Source organism: Saccharothrix sp. DSM 118769 (genome assembly GCF_052936295.1).
The window spans coordinates 8,823,829-8,846,643 of the sequence record NZ_CP193627.1 but is presented as its reverse complement, the minus strand read 5'-3'; the positions used below and the strand labels follow the sequence as shown (position 1 = coordinate 8,846,643).

Annotated in this window: 27 protein-coding genes; 15 read left to right on the top strand and 12 right to left on the bottom strand. The window is 72.9% G+C overall.

Annotated elements, in window-relative coordinates; genetic code table 11:
• Positions 1-108: 108 nt before the first annotated feature.
• A complete protein-coding gene (locus ACRAKJ_RS37675) occupies positions 109-1,485 on the top strand; it encodes a wax ester/triacylglycerol synthase family O-acyltransferase (protein WP_438924290.1) in 1,377 nt (458 codons plus the stop codon).
• Positions 1,482-1,973, top strand: a complete 492-nt coding sequence (locus tag ACRAKJ_RS37670; RefSeq protein WP_438924289.1) for a DUF6912 family protein — start codon at positions 1,482-1,484, stop codon at positions 1,971-1,973. Before ACRAKJ_RS37675 ends, ACRAKJ_RS37670 begins: the two co-directional genes overlap by 4 nt.
• A 67-nt stretch (positions 1,974-2,040) precedes the next feature.
• Here ACRAKJ_RS37670 and ACRAKJ_RS37665 read toward each other — a convergent pair whose 3' ends face one another.
• The 3 genes from ACRAKJ_RS37665 to aroA form a co-directional block, all read right to left on the bottom strand.
• A complete protein-coding gene (locus ACRAKJ_RS37665) occupies positions 2,041-2,409 on the bottom strand; it encodes a VOC family protein (protein WP_438924288.1) in 369 nt (122 codons plus the stop codon).
• A 247-nt stretch (positions 2,410-2,656) separates the two neighbouring features.
• Complete coding sequence (gene rsgA / locus ACRAKJ_RS37660; RefSeq protein ID WP_438924287.1) at positions 2,657-3,667, bottom strand: ribosome small subunit-dependent GTPase A; 1,011 nt, start codon at positions 3,665-3,667, stop codon at positions 2,657-2,659.
• Between the two features lies 1 nt (position 3,668).
• Positions 3,669-4,934, bottom strand: a complete 1,266-nt coding sequence (aroA, locus tag ACRAKJ_RS37655; RefSeq protein ID WP_438924286.1) for a 3-phosphoshikimate 1-carboxyvinyltransferase — start codon at positions 4,932-4,934, stop codon at positions 3,669-3,671.
• Between the two features lie 86 nt (positions 4,935-5,020).
• On the opposite strand from aroA, the gene ACRAKJ_RS37650 reads away from it, so the two are divergent.
• Together ACRAKJ_RS37650 and ACRAKJ_RS37645 are read left to right on the top strand one after the other, a co-directional pair.
• Entirely contained in the window at positions 5,021-5,797 is a 777-nt protein-coding gene (locus tag ACRAKJ_RS37650) for an SOS response-associated peptidase family protein (protein WP_438924285.1), read from the top strand.
• Positions 5,794-6,408, top strand: a complete 615-nt coding sequence (locus ACRAKJ_RS37645; RefSeq protein ID WP_438924284.1) for an alpha/beta family hydrolase — start codon at positions 5,794-5,796, stop codon at positions 6,406-6,408. The genes ACRAKJ_RS37650 and ACRAKJ_RS37645 overlap by 4 nt, the downstream gene beginning before the upstream one ends.
• Before the next feature lie 9 nt (positions 6,409-6,417).
• On the opposite strand, the gene ybaK is transcribed toward ACRAKJ_RS37645, so the two are convergent.
• Positions 6,418-6,894 (bottom strand): Cys-tRNA(Pro) deacylase, encoded by a 477-nt coding sequence (gene ybaK, locus ACRAKJ_RS37640; RefSeq protein ID WP_438924283.1) that lies wholly within the window; start codon positions 6,892-6,894, stop codon positions 6,418-6,420.
• 235 nt (positions 6,895-7,129) lie between these two features.
• On the opposite strand from ybaK, the gene ACRAKJ_RS37635 reads away from it, so the two are divergent.
• Positions 7,130-7,756 carry a sigma-70 family RNA polymerase sigma factor gene (locus ACRAKJ_RS37635; protein ID WP_438924282.1) on the top strand — a complete coding sequence of 209 codons (627 nt, stop codon included), beginning with the start codon at positions 7,130-7,132 and terminating at the stop codon, positions 7,754-7,756.
• Positions 7,753-8,040, top strand: a complete 288-nt coding sequence (rsrA, locus tag ACRAKJ_RS37630; protein WP_438924281.1) for a mycothiol system anti-sigma-R factor — start codon at positions 7,753-7,755, stop codon at positions 8,038-8,040. Before ACRAKJ_RS37635 ends, rsrA begins: the two co-directional genes overlap by 4 nt.
• A 77-nt stretch (positions 8,041-8,117) precedes the next feature.
• On the opposite strand, the gene ACRAKJ_RS37625 is transcribed toward rsrA, so the two are convergent.
• The gene (locus ACRAKJ_RS37625) at positions 8,118-8,192 is read right to left on the bottom strand and encodes a 50S ribosomal protein bL37 (RefSeq protein WP_096498094.1); all 75 of its coding nucleotides are present in this window, start codon (positions 8,190-8,192) and stop codon (positions 8,118-8,120) included.
• 108 nt (positions 8,193-8,300) lie between these two features.
• On the opposite strand from ACRAKJ_RS37625, the gene ACRAKJ_RS37620 reads away from it, so the two are divergent.
• A complete protein-coding gene (locus tag ACRAKJ_RS37620) occupies positions 8,301-8,516 on the top strand; it encodes a biotin/lipoyl-binding carrier protein (protein ID WP_306748493.1) in 216 nt (71 codons plus the stop codon).
• Positions 8,517-9,995, top strand: coding sequence for a histidine kinase N-terminal domain-containing protein (locus ACRAKJ_RS37615; protein ID WP_438924296.1), 1,479 nt, complete (start codon positions 8,517-8,519; stop codon positions 9,993-9,995).
• Positions 9,996-10,122: 127 nt separating this feature from the next.
• Here the strand turns inward: ACRAKJ_RS37615 and ACRAKJ_RS37610 are convergent, their stop codons facing one another.
• Both ACRAKJ_RS37610 and ACRAKJ_RS37605 read right to left on the bottom strand, forming a co-directional pair.
• A complete protein-coding gene (locus ACRAKJ_RS37610) occupies positions 10,123-10,377 on the bottom strand; it encodes a WhiB family transcriptional regulator (protein ID WP_015104912.1) in 255 nt (84 codons plus the stop codon).
• Between the two features lie 247 nt (positions 10,378-10,624).
• Positions 10,625-11,584, bottom strand: coding sequence for a diacylglycerol kinase family protein (locus ACRAKJ_RS37605; RefSeq protein ID WP_438924280.1), 960 nt, complete (start codon positions 11,582-11,584; stop codon positions 10,625-10,627).
• A 254-nt stretch (positions 11,585-11,838) separates the two neighbouring features.
• Here ACRAKJ_RS37605 and ACRAKJ_RS37600 point away from each other — a divergent pair, with 254 nt between their 5' ends.
• The 3 genes from ACRAKJ_RS37600 to ACRAKJ_RS37590 all read left to right on the top strand — a co-directional run bounded on the left by ACRAKJ_RS37600 (position 11,839) and on the right by ACRAKJ_RS37590 (position 14,124).
• Positions 11,839-12,237, top strand: coding sequence for a hypothetical protein (locus tag ACRAKJ_RS37600; RefSeq protein ID WP_438924279.1), 399 nt, complete (start codon positions 11,839-11,841; stop codon positions 12,235-12,237).
• Positions 12,238-12,363: 126 nt separating this feature from the next.
• Positions 12,364-13,113, top strand: a complete 750-nt coding sequence (locus ACRAKJ_RS37595; RefSeq protein ID WP_438924278.1) for a trypsin-like serine protease — start codon at positions 12,364-12,366, stop codon at positions 13,111-13,113.
• A gap of 204 nt (positions 13,114-13,317) precedes the next feature.
• Complete coding sequence (locus ACRAKJ_RS37590) at positions 13,318-14,124, top strand: SAM-dependent methyltransferase (RefSeq protein ID WP_438924277.1); 807 nt, start codon at positions 13,318-13,320, stop codon at positions 14,122-14,124.
• A 22-nt stretch (positions 14,125-14,146) separates the two neighbouring features.
• On the opposite strand, the gene ACRAKJ_RS37585 is transcribed toward ACRAKJ_RS37590, so the two are convergent.
• The gene (locus tag ACRAKJ_RS37585) at positions 14,147-14,578 is read right to left on the bottom strand and encodes a MarR family transcriptional regulator (protein WP_438924276.1); all 432 of its coding nucleotides are present in this window, start codon (positions 14,576-14,578) and stop codon (positions 14,147-14,149) included.
• 70 nt (positions 14,579-14,648) lie between these two features.
• On the opposite strand from ACRAKJ_RS37585, the gene ACRAKJ_RS37580 reads away from it, so the two are divergent.
• On the top strand, positions 14,649-15,152 hold the full coding sequence (locus ACRAKJ_RS37580) for a hypothetical protein (RefSeq protein WP_438924275.1): 504 nt from the start codon (positions 14,649-14,651) through the stop codon (positions 15,150-15,152).
• On the opposite strand, the gene ACRAKJ_RS37575 is transcribed toward ACRAKJ_RS37580, so the two are convergent.
• The 3 genes from ACRAKJ_RS37575 to sodN form a co-directional block, all read right to left on the bottom strand.
• Positions 15,127-15,612: a GNAT family N-acetyltransferase gene (locus tag ACRAKJ_RS37575; RefSeq protein ID WP_438924274.1), complete on the bottom strand. Its 486-nt coding sequence runs from the start codon at positions 15,610-15,612 to the stop codon at positions 15,127-15,129. The genes ACRAKJ_RS37580 and ACRAKJ_RS37575 overlap by 26 nt on opposite strands.
• A complete protein-coding gene (locus tag ACRAKJ_RS37570; RefSeq protein ID WP_438924273.1) occupies positions 15,605-16,210 on the bottom strand; it encodes a histidine phosphatase family protein in 606 nt (201 codons plus the stop codon). The genes ACRAKJ_RS37575 and ACRAKJ_RS37570 overlap by 8 nt, the downstream gene beginning before the upstream one ends.
• Before the next feature lie 206 nt (positions 16,211-16,416).
• Positions 16,417-16,836: a superoxide dismutase, Ni gene (sodN, locus tag ACRAKJ_RS37565; protein WP_306748469.1), complete on the bottom strand. Its 420-nt coding sequence runs from the start codon at positions 16,834-16,836 to the stop codon at positions 16,417-16,419.
• 78 nt (positions 16,837-16,914) lie between these two features.
• On the opposite strand from sodN, the gene ACRAKJ_RS37560 reads away from it, so the two are divergent.
• Complete coding sequence (locus tag ACRAKJ_RS37560) at positions 16,915-17,229, top strand: S24 family peptidase (RefSeq protein WP_438924272.1); 315 nt, start codon at positions 16,915-16,917, stop codon at positions 17,227-17,229.
• A 38-nt stretch (positions 17,230-17,267) separates the two neighbouring features.
• Here ACRAKJ_RS37560 and ACRAKJ_RS37555 read toward each other — a convergent pair whose 3' ends face one another.
• The gene (locus ACRAKJ_RS37555) at positions 17,268-17,861 is read right to left on the bottom strand and encodes a dTDP-4-dehydrorhamnose 3,5-epimerase family protein (protein ID WP_438924271.1); all 594 of its coding nucleotides are present in this window, start codon (positions 17,859-17,861) and stop codon (positions 17,268-17,270) included.
• 286 nt (positions 17,862-18,147) lie between these two features.
• Here ACRAKJ_RS37555 and ACRAKJ_RS37550 point away from each other — a divergent pair, with 286 nt between their 5' ends.
• Entirely contained in the window at positions 18,148-19,332 is a 1,185-nt protein-coding gene (locus ACRAKJ_RS37550; RefSeq protein ID WP_438924270.1) for a malic enzyme-like NAD(P)-binding protein, read from the top strand.
• Positions 19,333-19,567: 235 nt separating this feature from the next.
• Positions 19,568-22,777, top strand: coding sequence for an EAL domain-containing protein (locus ACRAKJ_RS37545; RefSeq protein WP_438924269.1), 3,210 nt, complete (start codon positions 19,568-19,570; stop codon positions 22,775-22,777).
• Positions 22,778-22,815: the final 38 nt, after the last annotated feature.

The following is a 22,815-nucleotide window of genomic DNA, read 5'->3' as shown; positions in this document are numbered from 1 at the left end:
GACCGGCCGGGGCGACCTGCCTGAGCGACTGGCACCGGGATCGACCGGAACGGACGACGCCCCGTCGACCACAGCGGCGGGCCGTGCGCAGCGACTAGCCTGGGCGGCATGCCCGACCGCCTGTCCGCGCTGGACGCCTCGTTCCTGTACCTGGAGGATTCCACGACGCCGATGCACGTCGGCGGGGTGGCGGTGTTCCGCAGGCCGCGCACCGGGTTCGACTACGACCGCCTGGTGAACCTGATCGAGCAGCGGCTGTCGCTGGTGCCGCGCTACCGGCAGAAGGTCGTGCACGTGCCGGGCAGGCTGGCCCGGCCGGTCTGGGTGGACGACCCGGACTTCGACGTCACCTACCACGTGCGCCGCTCGGCGCTGCCGAAGCCGGGCAGCGAGCGGCAACTGCACGACCTGGTGGCGCGGCTGATGTCCCGCCCGCTGGACCACACGCGGCCGCTGTGGGAGATCTACCTGGTCGAGGGCCTGGCCCGGAACCGCACGGCGGTGATCACGAAGACCCACCAGGCGATGGTGGACGGCCTGGGCGCACCCGAGATCGGCCAGGTGATCCTGGACGTGAGCGCCACGCCGCGCACGCCCGTCGCGTCGCTGTGGATGCCGTCCCCGGAGCCCAGCGGCCTCCAGTTGGTGGCGGACGCGGTGGCGGAGGCCGTGCAGCGACCCGGCGTGGTGGTGGAGAACGCCCGTTCGGCGGCGGTGGACACGGTGGCGACGGTGCGCAAGGTGGCCGGGCTGTTCGGCGGTCTCGCGTCGGCGGTGCGCACGGCCGCGACGCCCGCGCCGGGCAGCCCGCTGAACGTGCGGATCTCGCCGCAGCGGCGGTTCGCGGTGGCGCGGACGCGGCTGGACGAGTTCCGGGCGATCCGGCGGGTGCACGGCGGCACGGTCAACGACGGCGTGCTGGCGGTGCTGTCCGGCGCGCTGCGCAACTGGCTGCTGTCGCGCGGCGAGGTCGTGACCGCGGGCACGACGATGCGGGCGATGGCGCCGATGTCGGTGCGCGACGACGAGGCGGGCGTCGCGGCGTACTTCGTGGACCTGCCGGTGGGGGAGCCGAACCCGGTGGTGCGGCTGCACCACGTGTCGCACGCGATGCGCGCGCACCAGGAGTCGGGCCAGTCGGTGGCGGCGCAGACGCTGGTGAGGTTCTCCGGGTTCGCGCCGCCCACGTTGCACGCGCTCGGCGCGCGGGCCGCGTCGTCGTTCTCGCGCAGGCTGTTCAACGTGGTGGTGACGAACGTCCCCGGCCCCCAGGTGCCGCTGTACGCGGCGGGGGCGAGGATGATCGAGATGTTCCCGGTGGTGCCGCTGGCGAAGAACCAGGCGCTGTCCATCGGGGTGACCTCGTACGACGGCGGGGTGTACTTCGGCTTGAACGCCGACCGCGACGCGATGTCCGATGTGGACGTGCTGGCGGCGATGGTGGAGGAGTCGGTGGAGGAGCTGATGGGAACGGTGTCCGCATGAGGGTGTACCTGCCGGCGACGGTCGCGATGCTGCGCGGCCTGGTCGATGACGGGCTGTTCGCGCCCGTGGGCGGGACCGGGTTCGCGCTGACGCCGGCGCTGCGCGAGTCCTACGCGACCGGTGACACCGAGGAGCTGGAGTACTCGGCGATGCTGGACGCGGCGCGCGCGTCGCTGCGGCTGATCGCGGGCGACGAGAAGGCGGTGCCGCGGCGGGCCGTGGTGTCGGTGGACGTCGAGGACGTGAAGCTGCGCCCCGACCTGGACTTCTCGGTGGTGAAGCTGTCCGGGCCGGTGCCCGTGGAGCTGGTCGCCGCGATCCACCTGGACACGCTGGAGGCGGAGGACGACGTGCGCGCGGCGGCGGAGGTGATCGACGCGGCCGACCTGGGCGACCCGGACGCGGAGTTCGCGCTGGGCGGCGCGGAGGACCACGAGCTGGCCTGGTACGCGACGCAGGAGCTGCCGTTCCTGCTCGAACTCATGTAGTCCCGGCTCGTGTAGTCCCGGCTCGTGTAGTCCCGGCTCGTGTAGTCCCGGCTCGTGTGGTCCGGGCTCACATCCCGGGCGCGGGCTGCCACAGCTCGATCCGGTTGCCCTCGGGGTCGACGCACCACCCGAACCGGCCGAACTCGGACTCCTCCGTGTCCGGCAGCACCTCCACGCCCTGAGCGCGGAGCTGGTCGAGCAGGACGGGCAGGTCGTCGACGCGCAGGTTGAGCATCACGCGCTGCCCGGGTTCGCCGAAGTAGGCGGTGTCCTGGGCGAACAGCGCGAGGGTCGTCGTCTCGTCCTCGGTCCAGTGGAACGTGACGGCCGCGCCGTCGCCCATCGGCACGCCCAGGTGCCGGCGGTACCACTCGGCCAGGCGCGCGGGGTTGCGGGCGCGCAGGAAGACACCGCCGATGCCGGTCACCTTGGCCACGGCTGCGCACCGTACTCCCGCTCCCCGCGTCACCGACACCGAAGCGGTGACATCGCCACCCGATCCAGCGAACCCCACCCCGAGAGTCCAACGCTCAGACCTCGAGAGTCCAACGCTCAGGACCCCTGAGTTCTCCGTTCGAGCCTCACACCGTTAGGCCGGAACGAAGAACTCACGGGGCCTGGACGTTGGACTCTCACGACCTGAGCGTTGGACTCTCGGGGCCTGGGGGTTGGACTCTCGGGGGTTAGTCGTATTCGTCCAGTTTGCCGCGGGAGGAGAGGAGGCGGCGGAGGGAGGCCAGGCGGCCGGGGGAGGCCTCGCCGGAGGTGACGAGCTCGTCGAGCATGCAGTCCGGGTCCTCGGGCGGGCCCTGGTGGCCGCAGCCCGACGGGCACTCCTCGGCCATCGCCGCCATGTCGGGGAACGCGCCCACGATGTCGTCCGGCGTGATGTGCGCGAGCCCGAACGAGCGGATGCCCGGCGTGTCCACGGCCCACCCGCCCTCGGGCAGCGGCAGCGCGACGGTCTGGGTGGACGTGTGCCTGCCCTTGCCGACGCCGCTGACCACGCCCACGGCCCGGTTCGCGTCCGGCACCAACCGGTTGACCAGGGTCGACTTGCCCACGCCCGAGTGCCCGATCAGCGCGGACAGCCGGTGCACGAGCCGTTCGCGCAGCTCGGCGGGGTCCTCGTCGGACCGCGTCACGACCACCGGCAGGTCCAGCTCGGCGTACGCGGCCACCAGGTCGTCGGGGGACGCCAGGTCGGACTTCGTCAGGCACAGCAGCGGTTCCAGCCCGCCCGCGTAGGCGGCGACCAGGCAGCGGTCGATGAACCCGCGCCGCGGCTGCGGGTCGGCCAGCGCGGACACGATCACCAGCTGCTCGGCGTTGGCCACGACGACCCGCTCGAACGGGTCGGTGTCGTCGGCGGTGCGGCGCAGCACGCTGCGGCGCTCGTCGACGCGCACGACCCGGGCCAGGGTGTCCGGCTGCCCGGACGTGTCGCCGACCAACCCGATCCGGTCGCCCACGACGACCGGCGTGCGGCCCAGCTCCCGGGCCCGCATCGCGGTGACCAGCCGGGCCGGGTCGCCCTCCACGGCGCACGTCCACCGTCCCCGGTCCACGCCCACGACCATGGCGGGCACCGCGTCCGCGTGCTCGGGCCGCCGCTTGCTGCGCGGCCGGGTCCCCTTGCCCGGCCGCACCCGGACGTCGGACTCGTCCAGCCGCCGCCAGTCGCCGCGCGCCACGTCAGCGCGTCCCGAGCATCGTCGCCCACATCCCCGGGAAGTCGGGGATCGTCTTCGCCGTCGACCCGATGTCGTCCACCGACACGCCCTCCACCACCAGGCCGACGATGGCACCCGCGGTGGCCATGCGGTGGTCGGCGTAGGCCCGCCACACCCCGCCGCGCAGCGGTCGCGGTCGCACGACGAGGCCGTCCTCGGTCTCCTCGGCGTCACCGCCCAGGCGGTTGACCTCGGCGACCAGCGCGGCGATGCGGTCGGTCTCGTGGCCCCGGATGTGCGCGACGCCCCGGACGCGCGAGGGGCCGTCGGCCAGCGCCGCCAGCGCCACGACGGTCGGCGTCAGCTCGCTCTCGTCGCGCAGGTCCACGTCCAGGCCGGTCAGCCGGTCCGGGCCGGTGAGCACCAGGCCGTCGGCGGTCAGCTCCACCGCGCAGCCCATGCGCTCGAACAGCTCCCGCACCGCGCCGCCCGGCTGGGTGGTCCGGGCGGGCCACCCCGGCACGGTCACCGTCCCGCCGGTCGCCGCCGCCGCCGCCAGGAACGGCGTCGCGTTGGACAGGTCCGGCTCCACGTGCCACTCGCGGCCCGCCAGGGGGCCGGGTTCGACCCGCCACACGTCCGGGGTGGACGCGTCCACGGCCACGCCCGCCTCGCGCAGCATCGCAACCGACATCGCGATGTGCGGCAGCGACGGCACGGGCCGGCCGGCGTGGCGCACGGTCACCCCGCTCTCGTAGCGCGCGCCGGACAGCAGCAGGCCGGACACGAACTGGGACGACGCCGAGGCGTCGACGGTGACCTCGCCGCCGGGCAGCCCGCCCTTGCCGTGCAGGGTGAACGGCAGCGAGTCGCCGTCCACGTCGGCGCCCAGGGCGCGCAGCGCGCCGAGGATCGTGCTCATCGGGCGGGTCCGCGCGTGCGGGTCGCCGTCGAAGACGACGTCGCCGACCGCGAGCGCCGCGGCGGGCGGCAGGAAGCGCATGACGGTGCCCGCCAGGCCGCAGTCCACCCGCGCCGGGCCGCGCAGCTCGCCGGGGGTGACCAGCCACGAGCCGTCCGCCCCGTCGGCGACCCCGACGCCGAGGGAGCCGAGCGCCGCCGCCATCAGCGTCGTGTCGCGGCTGCGCAGCGGGGCGTGCACGGTGGAGGGGCCGTCGGCCAGCGCGGCGAGGACGAGCGCGCGGTTGGTGATCGACTTGGAACCGGGCACGGGTACCGTCGCGCGCACGGGGCCGTCGGCGGTGGGAGCGGACCACTGCTGAGTCATGGGTCGATGATTCCGCATGGGGTGGTCGACGGGTCGCACCGGGCTTTCCGACGTGCGACGATGGGCTACCTCCGGAGGTGATCGTTGTGTGCGGCAGGTACGCCTCCACCAAGGACCCGGCGCTCCTCGCGGCCGAGTTCGACGCGGTGGACGGGACGGTGGGCGACGGGACCGGCGGTGACGCGCCCGGCCCCGACTACAACGTCGCGCCGACGAAGCAGGCGCCGGTGGTCGTCGAGCGCCACCCGCGCGACGAGGACGGCAACCCCGACCCGGGCACCACCGAGCGCAGCGTCCGCACGATGCGCTGGGGGCTCGTGCCGCACTGGGCCAAGGACCCGTCCGGCGGCGCCAAGATGATCAACGCCCGGTCGGAGAGCGTGCTCACCAAGCCCGCCTACCGCGACTCGGCGGCCAAGCGCCGGTGCATCGTCCCGGCCGCCGGCTGGTACGAGTGGCAGCCCGGCGAGGGCCGCAAGCAGCCGTACTTCATCAACCCCGGCGACGACAGCAGCCTCGCGATGGCGGGCATCTGGTCGGTGTGGTGGCAGCAGGAGGGCGACGAGCGCAAGCCGGTCATCACCTTCGCCGTGCTCACCACCGACGCCGTCGGCGAGATGGCCGAGGTCCACCACCGCATGCCGCTCGTGCTGCCGCGCGACCGCTGGTCGGCGTGGCTCGACCCGGACAACGGCGACCCCTCCGGCCTGCTCGCGCCCGACCCGGACCTGGTCGCCGCGCTGGAGCTGCGCCCGGTGTCGACGCGGGTCAACAGCATCAGGAACAACGACCCGTCCCTCATGGACGCCGTCGTGCTGGGGGAGTCCGAGAAACCGGAGCCCACCTTGTTCGAGCTGTCATGACCTCGCGCGTCGTCGAGACCCCGCACGGCCCCGCGCGGGCCGAGCTGCACTGCGCGCCGGAGGGGCGGGCGGCGCTGCTGCTCGGCCACGGCGCGGGCGGCGGGATCGCCGCGCCCGACCTGGTCGCCGCGGCCCGCGCGGCCGTGGCGGCGGGCGTGCACGTCGCGCTCGTCGAGCAGCCCTACCGGGTGGCGGGCCGCCGCGCCCCCGCCCCGGCCGCGCACCTCGACGCGGCGTGGCTGGCCGTCGCCGACGACCTGTCCAGCCGCTGGTTCGACGACCTGCCGCTGGTGTTCGGCGGCCGGTCCTCGGGCGCGCGGGTGGCGTGCCGGACGTCGGCGGAGGGGCAGGCGGTGGCCGTGCTGTGCCTGGCGTTCCCCGTGCACCCGCCGGGCAAGCCGGAGAGGACGCGGCAGCCCGAGCTGGACGCCGTCGAGGTGTCCACGCTGGTCGTGCAGGGCGAGGCGGACCCGTTCGGCCGGCCGGGGTCGGCGCACCACCGCGAGGTGGTGCTGCTGCGCGGCGACCACAACCTCAAGGCGGACCTGGAGGGCGTGCACCGGGCCGTCGGCGAGTGGCTGTCCCGGGTGCTGCGCCCCCTGGAGGTCTGAGCCCGGTCCCTAGGCCGAGATCGGGGCCACGACGCCACCGGTGAGCCGCACCAGGTCGGCGGGCGCGATCTCGACCTCCAGGCCGCGCCGCCCGGCCGAGCAGTACACGGTGCCGAAGCCCTCCGCCGAGGCGTCGAGCACCAGCGGCAGGCGCTTCTTCTGGCCCAGCGGCGAGATGCCGCCCGCCACGTAGCCGGTGGCGCGCTCGGCCGCCGCGACGTCGGCCATCTTCGCCCGCTTGCCGCCGAGGGCCGTCGCCAGCGCCTTCAGGTCCAGCTGGCCGGTGACCGGGACCACGCCGACGGCGAGCTTGCCGTCCACCTCCGCGACGAGGGTCTTGAACACCCGCCCGGGCGGGACGCCGAGCGCCTCGGCGGCCTCCAGCCCGTACGACTCGTGCCGCGGGTCGTGGTCGTAGGCGTGCAGCGTGTGGGCCACCTTCTGCTTGTCCAGCAACGCGGTGGCGGGCGTCCCACGTCCGGCCATGATCGCGCACCTTAGTGCAGGGATCGGGCACAACAGCGCGGGGAATGCCCGGAGCGCCCCCCGCGTTGGTGCGGGTGTGGCTACCGAGGTGATGGACCAGCACGTCAGCAGGCCGGTGAGGGCACGTCCGCCGCGCGGCTCCGCCCGCTGCCGTCCCGGCGACCGCCGCGTATCCTCGAACGCGCCCCAGACAGTCTCGTCCACCGCGCCCACCGGCCGGTGGGAAGGGAGCGCGGTGCCAGCCACGCGAACGCAGGACACGCCGACTGACGAGACAGCGGAGGAGCGCGCGGCCCGGTTCGAGCGCGACGCCATGCCGATGCTCGACCAGTTGTACTCGGCTGCCCTGCGGATGACCCGCAACCCGGCCGACGCCGAGGACCTGGTCCAGGAGACCTTCCTCAAGGCGTACTCGGCCTTCGCGTCCTTCTCCCAGGGCACGAACCTGAAGGCCTGGCTGTACCGCATCCTCACGAACACCTACATCAACGGCTACCGCAAGAAGCAGCGCCAGCCGGTGCAGCAGCCGACCGACGAGATCACGGACTGGCAGCTCGCGCAGGCGGAGAGCCACACGTCGAGCGGCCTGCGCTCGGCGGAGGTCGACGCGCTCGACCGGTTGCCCGACTCGGACGTCAAGGACGCCCTCCAGAGGCTGCCCGAGGAGTTCCGGATCGCCGTCTACCTCGCCGACGTCGAGGGTTTCGCGTACAAGGAGATCGCAGACATCATGGGCACCCCCATCGGCACCGTGATGTCCCGGTTGCACCGGGGCCGCAGGCAGCTTCGCGAGCAGCTCGCGGGCGTCGCGCGCGAGCGCGGCTTCCTCCGCGACGGCCGGGCGGAGGTGGCGGGCCGATGAGCTGCGGCGAACACCACGAGACCGACTGCTCCGAGGTCCTGGCCGAGGTCTACCTGTTCCTCGACCACGAGTGCGACGAGAAGCGCAAGTCGCTCCTCGCGGCCCACCTGGACGAGTGCCACCCGTGCCTGGAGCAGTACGGCATCGAGGAGCACCTCAAGGCCCTGCTGGCCCGCAAGTGCGGCGGCGAGCTGGCGCCGGAGGAGCTGAAGCAGCGGCTGCGGGCGCGCCTCCAGCAGGCCGTCGTGGAGGTCCGCACCACGACCGCCACGGTGGCCGAATAGGACCCCGTAGGCATTCGACCAGACTTCGAAGGCCCCGGAGCCGTGGGCTCCGGGGCCTTCGCACGCACTGAAGTTGATCAGGCGTTGGGGCGCTTCCCGTGGTTGGCGCCACCCTTCTTGCGGTCGCGGCGCTTGCGGGCACGCTTCGACATGGGGTTCTCCTAGTGCTCGAACTACCTCCCGACAGTGTGTCACGCGCCCGGAAGTGCGCGGCACCGGGTCTGAATCGTGGTTGGATGGTCCTGGAGCGAAGGAGGGCCATGGCCGAGGAGATCAGGGCCGAGATCGTCGCCAACGTGGCGCAGATCGCCGTGCGCGAGGGTGACGAGGTCACGCACGAGACGACCGTCGTCGTGCTGGAGAGCATGAAGATGGAGATCCCGGTCCTCCCCGAGGGTTCGGGCAGGATCACCCGCATCGCGGTCGCCACGGGCGACGTGGTGCAGGAGGGCGACCTGATCGCGGTGGTGGAGTAGCTGTCCACGCTCACCGACCTGCTGGCCGAGCACACCAAGCTCTCCGGCGCCGCCGTCGACCACCTCCAGCTGGTGGTGGCCGAGTGGCAACTGCTCTCGGACCTCAGCTTCGCCGACTTCCTGCTGTGGGCGCCGCTGGACGACGACACGTTCCTGTGCGTCGCCCAGGCCCGGCCCACGACGGCGCCGACCGCGCACCCCGAGGACGTCGTCGGCAGCATGGTCGACGTCGAGGAGCACCCGCAGCTGCGGCGCGCCATGGCCGAGGCGCGGATCTGCCGCGAGGAGGACCCGCGCTGGCACCTGGGCGTGCCGGTGCGTCGCGAGGCCATCCCGGTGAAGCGGCACGACGAGGTCATCGCCGTCCTCAGCCGCAACACCAACCTGGCCGTGCCGCGCGTGCCGAGCCCGCTGGAGATCTCCTACCTGGGCAGTGCCGCCGACCTGTGCCAGATGATCTCCGACGGCACGTTCCCCACCACCGAGCCGTCCCCGGACGTGCACACGAGCCCGCGCGTCGGTGACGGCCTGATCCGGCTGGACGCGTCGGGCGCGGTGGTGTTCGCCTCGCCGAACGCGCTGAGCGCCTACCACCGGATGGGGCACGCGTCCGACCTGGTGGGGGTGCACCTGGCGCCGCTGACGCGGTCGCTGATCGGCGACCCGTTCGACGCGACCGAGGTCGCCCAGCGCATCCGGGCCGCGCTCGACGGGCAGCCGTCGATGCGCATCGAGGCCGAGTCGCGCCGGGGCGCCGCGGTGCTGTTCCGGGCGCTGCCGCTGCGGCCGAGGGGCAGCGCGGCGGGCGCGCTCGTGCTGTGCCGCGACGTGACCGAGGTCCGCCGCCGCGACCGCGCCCTGATGTCGAAGGACGCGACGATCCGCGAGATCCACCACCGGGTGAAGAACAACCTCCAGACCGTGGCCGCGCTGCTGCGGTTGCAGAGCCGCCGCACCAGCAGCGAGGAGGCCCGCGAGGCGCTCGCCGAGTCGGTGCGCCGCGTCACGTCGATCGCCCTGGTGCACGAGACGCTGTCCATGTCGGTGGACGAGCGGGTGGACCTGGACGACGTGGTGGACAAGGTCATCCCGATGATGTCGGACGTGGCCGCCACCGAGTCGCAGGTGGTGGTGCGCCGCGAGGGGCCGTTCGGCATCGTGCAGGCCGAGCTGGCCACGCCGCTGGTGATGGTGCTGACCGAACTCGTGCAGAACGCGTTCGAGCACGCCTACCACCCGGGTCAGCGCGGCGAGGTGGTCGTGCACGCCGAGCGCTCGGCGAAGTGGCTCGACGTGGTGATCTCCGACGACGGCCGCGGCCTGCCCCAGGGGTTCTCGCTGGAGCGCACCGACCGGCTCGGCCTCCAGATCGTCCGGACGCTGGTGGAATCCGAACTCAGGGGCTCGTTGAGCTTGCGGAGGCGGCCCAAGGGCGGTACAGAGGCGGTCCTGCGCGTGCCCCTCAGGGCGCGGCGTTAGACTGCTCCCCGTGCACACGTGACGAACCCGCCTCAGCGGTGTCACGTGGTCATGCGGGAGGGTGTGCAACAAGACGAAGGGCCCGACACCTGGCACGGTGTCGGGCCCTTCGTGATTGCCTATCGGCTCAGGCGTTGCTGCGAGCCCGGGTGCGGGCGTTGCGGCGCTTGAGGGCGCGACGCTCGTCTTCGCTCATCCCGCCCCACACGCCGGCGTCCTGGCCGCTCTCCAGAGCCCACGCGAGGCAGTCGGAGACGACGGGGCAACGGCGGCAGACGGTCTTCGCCTCGGCGATCTGGAGCAACGCAGGCCCGCTGTTCCCCACGGGGAAGAACAGCTCGGGGTCCTCGTCGCGGCAGATCGCGCGGTGGCGCCAGTCCATTGGAACTACTCCTCAGCTAGGCGCGCGCAAGGGCGCGCCAGTCGTCAGCGGTCGGTTTTGGGGTGCTTGTGAATGCTTTCACGAACGGCGGGGATGTCAAGGGTTTAGCACTAACCCGGTGAGTGAACTCACCCGAAAGATCGACAGAGTTCACCTGCGGGTTCACGCAACGACGTCACAGCAGGTCGGAACGTCGCGGATGGGTAGCGAGCCGGTCACGCGACGGTCACACAACGCCGCACAGCCGTCACACGGCCACCGTGAGCGCCTCGCGGACGCCCGTGAACTCCACTTCGGTGCACGAGCCGAGCAGGTCGCCGTCGACCTGGAGGTTGACGGGTTCGGTACTCGTCACCCGGACGAACTCGACGTCGTCGCGCCGGAGCAGGTTCGCGCCCTTGGGGTTCCCGTCCGTCGCCAAAAGATGCGCGACGTAGCGGGCAATCGTGGGGAATCCCATCCCGTGCAGCGCGAACAGCCCCAGGCCGCCGTCGAACGAGGTGCTCGGGTTGAGGCGGATCGCCTTGTCGCCGAGGTAGGTCCACGGGTCGGTGTTGGACACGAAGGCCAGCCGCACGTCCTCGAAGGGGGGCTCGTCCGGGACCCGCACGGTGAGCGAGGACGGCTGCCTGCGCTCGGTGAAGTACGTGGTCAGGGCGGTCCGCACGTACAGGCCGGGTGACGCCTGGCGGCCCTTGGCGCGCTGCGCCTCGACGCCCGCGACGACGTCGGCGTCCCAGCCCACGCCCGCGTTGAAGGTGAACCAGCGGTCGTGGTCCTCGTCGCCGCCCGCCGAGGCGACCTTGCCGAGGCTGACCCGGCGGCTGGTGCCGTGCTCGATCGCCTGGAGCAGGCGGTAGGTCGCCTCCACCGGGTCGCGCGGCAGGCCGAGGGCGCCCGCGAACACGTTCGCCGAGCCGCCCGGGACCACGCCGAGCATCGGCAGGTCCGCCAGGGGGCCGCCGGCGCGGGCGCTGTCGCGCACCAGGCCGTTGACCACCTCGTTGACCGTGCCGTCGCCGCCGTGGGCCACGACCAGGTCGTACCCCTCGACGACGGCGCGCGCCGCGGCGTCGGCCGCGTGCCCGCGGTAGTCCGTCTCGACGACGTCGAGCTTCACCTCGCTGGCCAGCGCGTGCGCGAGCACGTCCCGGCCGGCAGGCGTCGTGGCCGTCGCCTGCGGGTTGACCACCAGAAGTGCGCGCACTCCAGCAGAGTAGGACAGTGCGTGACCTGTGACAGATCACGTGTCACCCGGTAGGAGGGTTCAGAGCGCACGAAAGTGGTCCAAATCTCCTTTCCACGTCGCCCTGCTGCACGTCAGCGACAAGTGCACCCCGGCCCGACCGCCGGCTCGCCGAAGACTTCCCATGATCTTCGCCCCTGCGGCGGCCGAAGGGGACTCGCCAACCGGGTGGCCTACGATGCGTGACGAGTACGCACCGTGAGGAAAGGTCCAGCGTGACGCCCCAGCAGCAGGTCCCACCGGCCGTCCGCGCCGCCGGCGCGCTGACCGCGGTGCAGGGGTTGACCGGCCTGGCGTTCGCGGTCGCGCTGGTCCTGCGCTCCTTCGAGGCGGACGAGCCCGGCGGGGTGCTCGGGGAGGCCGCCTACTTCGCGGTCCTGTCGGGCGGCGTCCTCGCCGCCGGGGTGGGGCTGGTGCTCGGCCGGCACTGGGGCCGCACGCCCGCGGTGGTCGTGCAGCTGCTCCTGCTGGGGATCGCCTGGTACGTGTACGGGCCGTCCGGCAGGCAGCTGTGGGGCGCGCTGCTCGGCGCCTACGTGGTCGTCGTGCTGGTGCTGCTGTTCTCCAACCCCGTGCGCCGGTGGGCCCTCGGGGTGGACGAAGAAGACGAATAGGGCATTCGGTCCCCGCCGTTGGTCTGGCTGATCGCCGACTAACGGCGGGTGGCCACCGTCACCGGTAAGAGTGACGCTGTGGGTGGTGAATTCACCACTCCCTGCGTTCGCTGAGGTGACGAATCCATGCGACTCAATCGCGCCCTGTCCGCGGTGGTCGGAGCCACTACCGCCCTGCTGTCCGCGTTCGCGCTGACGACGCTCGCCCCGACGGCCTCCGCCGCCCCGGCCGACGACGTCACGCCGTACATCATCGGCGGCGGCACGGCGTCCAACGCGCCGTGGGCGGCCCGCCTGTTCCGCAACGGCCAGCAGAACTGCTCGGCCACCATCATCGCGCCCACGTGGATCCTGACCGCGCAGCACTGCGTGGCGTCCGCCGGTACCTACACCTTCCGGGTCGGCAGCCTCGACCAGACCACCGGCGGCACCCTGGTCACCGCGACCCGGATCATCCAGCACTCGTCCGCCGACCTGGCCCTGGCCCAGATCGACCGCTCGGTCTCCGGCACCTACGCGCCGCTGGGCACCACCACCGCGGTGGCCGTCAACCAGATCGTGCAGCTCTACGGCTGGGGCGCCACCTGCACCGACCAGCCGGAGATCAACTGCCAGTCGCGCTACCTCAAGTACGCCGACACCCGCGTGACCTCGGTCAACGGGCGCGACTACCGCGGCGGCACCGCCATCTCGGTGACCCGCGTGAACGGCATCGCCGCCGGCGGTGACTCGGGCGGCCCGATGTTCGCCACCAGCCCGGTCGACGGCCGCCGCTACCAGGTCGGCGTCGCGTCCACCTCCGACCGCTCCACGCGCTCGAACTACACCGCCGTCACCCGCTACCGCGACTGGATCCGCTCCTACGCGGGCGTCTGACGCCCGAACCGCCCGGCCGAGGGGGCAGGACCCCTGCGCCGCCCCCTCGGCCGGGAGCCACCCTGCGGGTTTGGTCGCGAGCCCACCCACCAGTCACAATCACACTGCGTGTTCACGTTTGGCGGATGGACACGAACGGAGTAGCCAGATACGGTCTGGCAGGCGTTCACGCCGCTCCGGGTGCCGTGCAGGGTGAGGTGCGCAGTGCAGAACCCCCCGAGGTGGGTGTCGGCGTCGGGTGACGTCGACCGGCCCAACGCGGCCAGGCTCTACGACTACTACCTCGGCGGCGCGCACAACTTCGCGGTCGACCGCGAGTACGCCGAGCGGTCGATGCGGCACGTCCCCGCCGCCGCGATGGTCCAGCACAGCCGCGCGTTCCTGCGCCGGGCGGTGCGCGAGTGCGTCTCGCGGGGCATCCGCCAGTTCCTCGACCTCGGCTCCGGCATCCCGACCGCGGGCAACGTCCACGAGGTCGCCCAGCAGGTCGACCCGACGTGCCGCGTGGTGTACGTGGACCACGACCCGACCGCCGTGGCGCACAGCCGCGCGATGCTGCGGGACAACTCCGGCGCCGCCATCGCCGAGGCCGACATCCGCGACGTGGCCGCCGTGCTCGGCACGACCGAGGTGCGCGGGATGCTCGACCTGACCGAGCCGGTCGCCGTGCTCATGGTCGCGGTCCTGCCGTTCGTGCGGGACGAGGACGGCCCCGCCGGGATGATCGCCGGCTACCGCGACGCGCTGGCCGCCGGCAGCGTGCTGGTGGTGAGCCACCTGACCGGCGACGTGCAGCCCTCGGTGGTGGAGGAGCTGATCGGCGTGGCCGAGGGGACGCTGATGCCGATGGTGGCCCGCTCCAAGGCCGAGCTGGAGGTCATGCTGGAGGGCTGGGAGCTGCTGGAACCCGGTCTGGTGCTGGCGACCCGGTGGCGCGGCGAGGACGAGCCGGAGACCGGTGCCGAGGCCGTCTCCTACGGCGCGGTGGGCGTGAAGCGGCCTGCCCCGTGAACGGTCTGCCGCGTGAGGCGGTCTACGGCCTGGGCTCGTCGCCCTCGCCGAGCAGCCGGGTCTGCTCCTTGAGCACCTCGACCGCGCGCTCGACCCAGTCCGCGATCACCCGCTGCTGCTCGGGCGTGTAGCGGTCGCCCAGCTCGGCCATCGCCGCGGCCAGGCCCGCGAACACCCGGCCGAACGCGCCGGGCACCGCGCTGATCACCACCCGCCGCCGGTCGTCGGGGTCGGGTTCGCGGCGCACCAGGCCCGCGCGCTCCAGCCGGTCGGCCACGCCGGTGACCGCGCCGGGCGTCAGGTTGATCTCCTTCGCCAGCTCGCCGGCGCTCAGGGGGCCCTTGCTGCCGATGAGCGCGAGCGCGCGCTGGTCCACCGCGGTCACGCCGAGGCGCGCGCCCACCGCCTCGTGGAACGCGACCACCGCCGTGCTCAGCTCGCGCCCGTGGTCCATGGCGGTCACTTTACCTCGGCAGATATTTCAGTACACTGAACTAAAATCTTTACTGACTGAGGGGGTTGGGGTGCGGGAGCTGTCGTTGGCGCTCGACGTGCTGCGCTGGGCGGCCGGGTTCTACCTGCGGCACTGGCGCTGGGTCGTGGGGCTGTCGCTGGTCGCGTCCGCGCAGCGGTTGGTGGTCGTCACCCGGGACCTGCCGCCGGGCCTCGCCCTGGCGTCCGAGGTGCTGGTGGCGGGGGTGCGGGTCGCGCTCGTCGTGCTGGTCTGGCGGGTGGCCGTGCGCGGTGAGCGGCCGGACTGGGCCGGCGCACGGGCGTTCGCCCGGCGGCACTGGCCGTCGCTGGGGTGGCACGTCGTGCTGATGGCGGCGGCGGCCCTGGTGTTCGACGTCGGCCTGGAGGGCGCGGGCGCGCTGCTGCCCGAGGCGTGGCGGCGGACCTACCTGGCCGTGCTGCTGTTCCTGAAGAACCCGACGGTCATCGCGTTCACCGTGCTGTGGTGGGTCGGGGTGGTGCGGCAGGCCGCGCTCGGCGGTGCGGCCGTCAGCCGTCCCGCCCCAGTCGGGTGAGGGCGTCGTCGGTGAGGCGGAAGACGGTCCACTCGTCCTGCGGGACCGCGCCGAGCGACTTGTAGAAGCCGATCGCGGGCGCGTTCCAGTCGAGCACCGACCACTCCAGCCGCGCGTAGCCGCGGGCGACGCACTCCTCGGCCAGGGCCGTCAGCAGCGCCTTGCCGAGGCCGCTGCCGCGGTGCGCCGGCTGGACGTAGAGGTCTTCGAGGTAGATGCCGTGCGTGCCGCGCCACGTGGAGAAGTTGAGGAACCACAGGGCGGTGCCGACGACGCGACCGTCCACTTCGGCCACGTGGCCGAACAGCGCGGGTGCGTCGCGGAAGAGGGCGTCGTGCAGCTGCGCCTCGGTCAACCGGCACTCGTCGCGGGCGCGCTCGTACTCGGCCAGCTCCTCGGCGAGGCGCACGGCGGCGGGCACGTCCTCCGGCCGGATGCGGCGGACCCGGGGGTCAGTCAACGTCGAACTCCCAGGCCGGCACGTTCAGCCGGCGCACCTGGGGGTCGCCGCGCTCGTCGCCGAGCACCGTCGTGCCCGCCGGGTCGAGTCCGAAGTGGACACCCTCGCTGGGCGGCAGGTTGAGCCAGGTGGCGATGAGGACGCGGCTGAAGTGGCCGTGCCCGACCAGCACCACGTCACCGCTCACCAGCGCCTTGCGCGCCGCCTCCAGCACCCGAACGGCCCGCTCGTGCACCAGCTCGGCCGTCTCGCCGCCGGGGGTGGGGTGCGACCACACGGTCCAGCCGGGCACGGTCTCCCGGATCTGCGGCGTGGTCAGGCCCTCGTAGTCGCCGTAGTCCCACTCGGCGAGGTCCTCGGTGCGCTCGACGTCGTGCAGCCCGGCCAGCTCGGCGGTCCGCCAGGCCCGCTGCCGGGGGCTGGCCAGCGCGAGGGCCGGCGGCCGGTCCGTCCCGCGCAACCGCGCGAGCACCGCCCCGGCCCGCCGCGCCTGCTGCACGCCGGTCTCGGTGAGCGGGATGTCGGTGCTCCCCGTGTGCCGCCCGCTCTCGGACCACTCCGTCTGCCCGTGCCGCAGGAGGTACACGTGTGAGGTCACGGGGCCGATCTTACGGACGCCACCCCCGACCCGCCTCGGTGCGACACGTGCTCCGCGCCACGTTCGCGGCTCCGGTTGTCCGAAGTCGCCGCCGGTGGTGAGGCGGGCTCACGAAGGCCGGGCGCGGCGGGGCGGGACAGGCCGCGGACAAGGAAGAGCGCTGACCACCGGGAAGGTCCCCGCTGGTCAGCGCTCCGCGATCGTGCTCAGGCTGCGGCCTTCGTCTCCCAGAAGATCTTGTCGATCTGGGCGATCAGGTCGAGCAGCTCCTGGCCCTTGGCGGGGTCCATGGAGCCCTTGGCGCCGGACGCGCCGGCGGCCTTGGTGGCCCGGTTGAACAGGTCGTGCAGCTCCGGGTACTTCTCGAAGTGCGGCGGCTTGAAGTAGTCGGTCCACAGCACCCACAGGTGGTGCTTCACGAGATCCGACCGCTGCTCCTTGATCAGGATGGCACGGGCGCGGAACTCGGGGTCCTCGTTCGCCTGGTACTTCTCCTGAATCGCCTTGACCGACTCGGCCTCGATCCGGGCCTGGGCCGGGTCGTAAACACCGCACGGGAGGTCGCAGTGCGCGGTGGCCTCCAGGAGCGGGCGGCGGAGTGAACGGATGCGCGACAGAAGTCGCATCTTTCCTCCCTGACAGTGGATGCTCCGACGTGCGGAACCCTACTCCGGGGCCGGGGCGCGAGCAGGTGGAGGTGATCGTTGGCACCGTCGGAGGCCAACCCGTTGCCGCTGGTTCGGGTGGTCGGGCCGTCCATGTCGCCCACCCTGCGGAACGGTGACGTCGTGGTCGTCGCCTACCGGAGACCGCCGAGACCGGGTGATCTCGTGCTGGTCAGGTGGCGCGCCCGGCCCGCGCAGCTGTCGGTCAAGCGGGCCGTGCGCGAGGTCGGCGGGGGGTGGTACGTCGAGAGCGACAACCCCTTCGGGACGACGGACTCGCGGACGCTGGGCGCGGCCGAGGTGGTCGGGGTGGTCCGGTACCGCCTGTGGCCGCGCCCCCGCCGGCTGCGCTGACCGGGCCGCCGTCCCGGCCGCGCGGCCGGGACGGCGACTCAGCCGCGCAGCTTCGCGTACCAGGCCGTGCACTCGTCGTAGGACGGCAGCAGGCCGGCCTCGCGGGCCTCGTCCACCGTCGGCGCGGCGGCGTCCTTGGGCGAGAGCAGGGGCTCCACGTCGGCCGGCCACGGCAGGGGGAGCGACAGCGGGTTGACGGCGCGCTCGGCCTTCGGGTTGAAGCCCTCCGAGCACAGGTACGACGTGACCGTGCCGTCCTCCAGCGCCATCAGCGCGTGGCCGAGGCCCTCGGGGACGTAGACCGAGTTGAACCGGTCGGGCGACAGCTCCACGGCGTCCCACTCGCCGAACGTCGGCGACCCCACCCGCAGGTCCACCACGACGTCGAGCAGCCGGCCGCGCGGGCAGTGCACGTACTTCGACTGGCCGGGCGGCACGTCGGCGTAGTGCAGCCCCCGGACGACCCCGCGCCGCGACTCGCTGTGGTTGGTCTGCGCGACCCGCAGCGGGTGGCCCACGGCCTCGACGAACGCCGCCTCCTGGAACGGTGCGACGAAGAGGCCCCGTTCGTCGGGGAACACCGAAGGTGTGAACTCGAAAGCGCCGGGGATTTTCAACTCACGTGCCTGCATGGCGAACACCCTAGGACCTGCCGGCTCTTGACCGATCCTGCCTGCGGAAACTGACCGGTCGGTGCAGAAAACCGGACGTACGTTCTGCGAAAACCCGCTCTGACCTGCGGAAAGACTGTGACCCCCGTCGCAGACAGCACCCCTTGTCGCTGCCATGCTTGCCCGACACCACCCCCAGGGACGGCGCGCCACCGCGTGCCGGAGCCCGCAGCCAGGCCCCGTCGACCCGCGTGACAACGCCGGTCCCGGTGCGCCGCAGGAATCGCGCACCGCAGGAGGGACTCCCGTGACCGCAGTGAACGAGAAACCGACCACCGCCGAACTCACCGACGACGAGATCTTCAGCGCCCACGAGGGCGGCAAGCTGGGCGTGAGCGTCACCGCCTCGCTGGCCGACTCGCGCGCGCTGTCCATCGCCTACTCGCCCGGCGTGGCCCGGGTCAGCCAGGCCATCGCCGAGGAGCCGGCCCTGGCCGCCCGCTACACGTGGGCGCACCGGCTGGTCGTCGTGGTCAGCGACGGCACCGCCGTGCTGGGCCTGGGCGACATCGGCGCGAGCGCGTCGCTGCCCGTCATGGAGGGCAAGGCGGCCCTGTTCAAGACCTTCGGCGGCCTCGACTCGATCCCGCTGGTGCTCGACACCACGGACGTCGACGAGATCGTGGAGACCCTGGTCCGGCTGCGCCCGTCGTTCGGCGCGGTCAACCTGGAGGACGTCGCCGCGCCGCGCTGCTTCGAGCTGGAGAAGCGGCTGATCGAGGCCCTGGACGTGCCGGTCATGCACGACGACCAGCACGGCACCGCGGTCGTCACGCTGGCCGCGCTGCGCGGCGCCAACACCGTGCTGGGCAAGGACGCCGCGAACCAGCGGGTCGTCATCTCCGGCGCGGGCGCGGCGGGCGTGGCCTGCGCGAACATCCTCCTCGCGGCCGGTGTCGGCGAGGTCGTGATGGTCGACTCGCGCGGCATCGTGCACGAGGGCCGCGACGGGCTCAACCCGGTGAAGGCCGAGCTGGCCTCGCGCACCAACGGCAGCGGCCTGCGCGGCGGCATCGCCGAGGCGCTGCGCGGCGCGGACGTGTTCGTCGGCGTCTCCTCGTCCAGGGTCGGCGAGGACCTGATCGCGAGCATGGCCGACGACGCGGTCGTGTTCGCGCTGTCCAACCCCGACCCGGAGGTCCACCCGGAGGTCGCCGCGCGGCACGCCGCGATCGTCGCCACCGGGCGCAGCGACTTCCCCAACCAGATCAACAACGTGCTCGCGTTCCCCGGCATCTTCCGCGGCGCGCTGGACGCGGGCGCCACCCGGATCACCGAGAACATGAAGCTCGCCGCGGCGGACGCCATCGCGGCCGTGGCCTCGGACGACCTGGCCGCGGACCGCATCGTGCCGAGCGCCCTCGACCCGCGCGTCGGACCTGAAGTGGCCACCGCCGTGGCCTTGGCAGCCCGCCAGGACGGAGTAGCCTGACCGGTGTCGGAGTCGGGAGAGCTCCGGCCGCAGAGCCCACACCCCTCGACAAGGCAACGAACTCACTAACGTGACGTTTCGTTAGCCCGTTGGGGGGTGGGCGATGACGCTCCGAAGCGCTACCGTCCCTCCCCACGGGTGAATATTGCCCGTGGAGAGGGGCACCCCGTCAGGGGTCTGCGGTCGGGTGCGGTCGGGCCGGTCATCCCTGCCGTGAACACGGGAAGGTGGGACCGTGCCCAAGCGGGTTGGACGGGCTCCTGTGGTGCTCGACCCTGCGCGCCCGCCGGACGGCGGGGTGGCGCTGGACGGCCTGGCGATGCCCGAGGCACCCACGCTGCTGTGCGACCCCAAGGGCGTCGTCATGCGCGCCAACCCCGCCGCGGTCGAGCTGGCCCGCGTCCCCTCCGCCGACCACCTGGTCGGCCGCCCGCTCGGCGAGCTGCTGCTCGGCGACCACGACGACCTGCGCCTGCACCGCGGCGACGGCGCGCTCCTGCCGGTCCGCGCGGTCCGGATGCCCGTGCCCGGCACGGGCCTGCACGCCGTGCTCCTGGTCGACGTCTCCGACCTGGCCAGGGCCGCCGAGGACCTGCGCGACGAGCAGCGCAGGCTGCGCACCGTGCAGCGGGTCGCGCAGATCGGCTCGTGGGAGTACGACCCGGACACCGGCGTCACGGTCTGGTCCGAGACCCACTACGAGATGATGGGCCTCAAGCCCGACGAGGTCGTGCCCGGCGCGCAGGCCGTGCTGGACGTGGTGCACCCCGACGACTACGACATGGTCGCCAGCTACTGGTCCAACCGGGAGCTGGACGGCAACCCCATCGACATCGTCTACCGCATCTACCGGCCCGACGGCGACCTGCGCTGGATCAGGGGCGTCGCCGAGGCGAAGCTGCGCTCGGACGGGCGCACCCAGTTCATCACCGGCTACATCCGCGACATCACCGACCAGTGGCGCTCCGACCGCGCCCTGGAGACCGAGCGCGCCCGGCTGCTGGAGGCGCAGCGCATCGCGCGCATGGGCAGCTGGAGCTACGAGGCGTCGCCCGTCGCGGCGCAGCCCGGCCGGGTCCACCGCAGCGAGGTGCTGCTGGAGATGTACGCCGAGCTGGGCGTCCTCCCCGACGACGACCTGCTGTGCGGCGTGCACCCGGAGGACCGGGGCCGGCTGGAGGACCTGCGCCGCGCGCTGCTGCGCCCCCGGGACGGCGACCCGGACGCGGGCCGCACGCTGGAGGTGGAGGTGCGCAGCGAGCTGGGCGACCGCGTCTACGTGTGCCGCGCCCGCGCCGAGTTCGAGGGCGGCCGGGTCCGCCGGCTGCACGGCACCGTCCAGGACGTGACCGACGCCCGCGCGCTGGAGCGCCAGCTGCGCGAGGACCGGCGGCGGCTCGCCGACGCGCAGAAGGCCGCGCAGCTCGGCGTGTGGGAGTGGAACCTCCAGACCGGCGACGTGCTGTGGTCGGACATGATGACGCTGCTGTTCGGCGTGCCGCGCGAGGAGCACACCCGCTACCAGACCTACCTGGACCTGGTGCACCCCGAGGACCGCGCCTGGGTCGACGACCTGTGGCAGCAGCTGGCGACCGGGGAGCGGCCGATCCAGCTGGAGCACCGCATCGTGCGCCGGGACGGCGCGGTGCGCGTGTTCCGCTGCTACGGCGTGGTGGTCAAGGGCCCGGACGGGCTCCCGCTGGCCGTCGGCACCGCCCAGGACATCACCGAGCAGCGCGCGACCGAGACCCGGATGAAGAGGTCGAGCCAGCGGTTCGCCGACCTGGTGTCGCTCACGCCCGTCGGCATCGGCCTGTTCGACGAGGGCGAGCGGCTCGTCGACGCCAACGACGCCCTGTGCGACCTGCTCGGCATGGACCTGGAGCAGCTGCGCGGGATGACCGCGGGCGACCTCACGCACCCCGACGACGTCGGCAACCCGCTGCCGTCGATCGACGAGATGTCCGCGGTGGGCGCCGAGCGCACGCACAAGGTGCCGCAGCGCATCCTGGTGCGCCGCGACGGCGTGCAGGTCTACTGCGAGCTGCACGTCGCGCTGTCCGTGCAGGACGACGGCCGCCGGTTCTGGCTGATCGTCTTCCAGGACATCACCGAGCGCCGCCGCACCGCCGAGGCGCTGCGCCACCAGGCCACGCACGACGAGCTGACCGGCCTGCCCAACCGGGCGCTGGTCAAGGAGATGCTCGGGACGCTGCTGGAGTCGCCGGAGCGGTCGAAGGTGGCCGTGCTGTTCTGCGACATCGACAACTTCAAGCGGGTCAACGACTCGCTGGGCCACGACGCGGGCGACGAGCTGCTGGTCGCGCTGGCCCGCCGGCTGGAGGGCGGCCTGCCGGACGGCTGCACGGCGGCCAGGCTGTCCGGCGACGAGTACGTGATCATCTGCGAGAACATCGACCACGTCGGCGGCGTGGACAAGCTGGCGACCACGGTGGCGAGCCTGCTGCGCACGGTGGTGCCGGTGCACGGGCAGCTGGTGCGGGTGTCGGCGTCGATCGGCGCGGCGGTGCCCAACGGGTCCCGGGCGACCGGCAACGACCTGCTGCGGTTCGCGGACGCGGCGATGTTCGAGGCGAAGCGGTCCGGCGCGGGCCGGGTGTCGCTGGCGTCGGCGGCGCTGATCGCGTCGGCGGACCGGCAGGTGCACCTGGAGGGGCAGCTGCGCGAAGCGCTCCAGCACGACGGGTTGGCGCTGCACTTCCAGCCGGTGGTCGGCGTGGACGGGTCGGTGCAGACGGCGGAGGCGCTGGTGCGCTGGCCGCACCCGGACCGCGGCCTGCTGCCGCCGGACATCTTCCTGCCGGTGGCCGAGCAGGGCGACCTGCTGCGCGAGCTGGACCGGTGGGTGCTGCGCACGGCGCTGAAGGAGGCGTCGACGTGGCCGTCGCCGGGCGACCAGCCGGTGTCGGTGGCGGTGAACCTGGCCGGCCTGGTGCCGGGCGACCCGGAGTTCGTCGACATCGTCGCCGACACGATCGCCGAGACCGGCATCGCGTGGGACCGGGTGGTGCTGGAGCTGGTCGAGACCGCCCTGGTGGACCTGCCCTCGCGGGTGCGGCAGTCGATGGACGAGCTGGTCGAGCGCGGCATCCGGTTCGCCGTCGACGACTTCGGCACCGGCTACTCGTCGCTGGCGCGGCTCAAGGACCTCCCGGCGCAGATCATCAAGGTCGACCGGCGGTTCGTGTCCGGCGTGGGCAACGACTCGTCGGACTTCGCGGTGGCGCGGGCCGTGGTGGACATGGCGCGGGCGATGGGCCGCAAGTGCGTGGCCGAGGGCGTGGAGACCGCGACCCAGTTCCACGTGCTGCGCGGCGTCGGCGTGGACGCCTACCAGGGCTGGCTGTTCTCCCGACCGGTGCCGCCGAAGGAGTTCCGCGCGATCCTCGCCCTCGGACCCCTGCACATACCCCGCGCCGGTTGATCCGCGATACTCCACGATCGGGTGACGGCCGGCAGTGG

Bases quoted from the DNA above. Each gene is read 5' to 3' on its own strand.
- rsrA (WP_438924281.1), top strand. From the start codon at position 7,753: ATGAGCTGCGGCGAACACCACGAGACCGACTGCTCCGAGGTCCTGGCC.
- ybaK (WP_438924283.1), bottom strand. From the start codon at position 6,894: ATGGCCGGACGTGGGACGCCCGCCACCGCGTTGCTGGACAAGCAGAAG.
- ACRAKJ_RS37610 (WP_015104912.1), bottom strand. From the start codon at position 10,377: ATGGACTGGCGCCACCGCGCGATCTGCCGCGACGAGGACCCCGAGCTG.
- aroA (WP_438924286.1), bottom strand. From the start codon at position 4,934: ATGACTCAGCAGTGGTCCGCTCCCACCGCCGACGGCCCCGTGCGCGCG.
- sodN (WP_306748469.1), bottom strand. From the start codon at position 16,836: ATGCGACTTCTGTCGCGCATCCGTTCACTCCGCCGCCCGCTCCTGGAG.
- ACRAKJ_RS37675 (WP_438924290.1), top strand. From the start codon at position 109: ATGCCCGACCGCCTGTCCGCGCTGGACGCCTCGTTCCTGTACCTGGAG.
- ACRAKJ_RS37670 (WP_438924289.1), top strand. From the start codon at position 1,482: ATGAGGGTGTACCTGCCGGCGACGGTCGCGATGCTGCGCGGCCTGGTC.
- ACRAKJ_RS37595 (WP_438924278.1), top strand. From the start codon at position 12,364: ATGCGACTCAATCGCGCCCTGTCCGCGGTGGTCGGAGCCACTACCGCC.
- ACRAKJ_RS37585 (WP_438924276.1), bottom strand. From the start codon at position 14,578: ATGGACCACGGGCGCGAGCTGAGCACGGCGGTGGTCGCGTTCCACGAG.
- ACRAKJ_RS37555 (WP_438924271.1), bottom strand. From the start codon at position 17,861: ATGCAGGCACGTGAGTTGAAAATCCCCGGCGCTTTCGAGTTCACACCT.
- ACRAKJ_RS37645 (WP_438924284.1), top strand. From the start codon at position 5,794: ATGACCTCGCGCGTCGTCGAGACCCCGCACGGCCCCGCGCGGGCCGAG.
- ACRAKJ_RS37620 (WP_306748493.1), top strand. From the start codon at position 8,301: ATGGCCGAGGAGATCAGGGCCGAGATCGTCGCCAACGTGGCGCAGATC.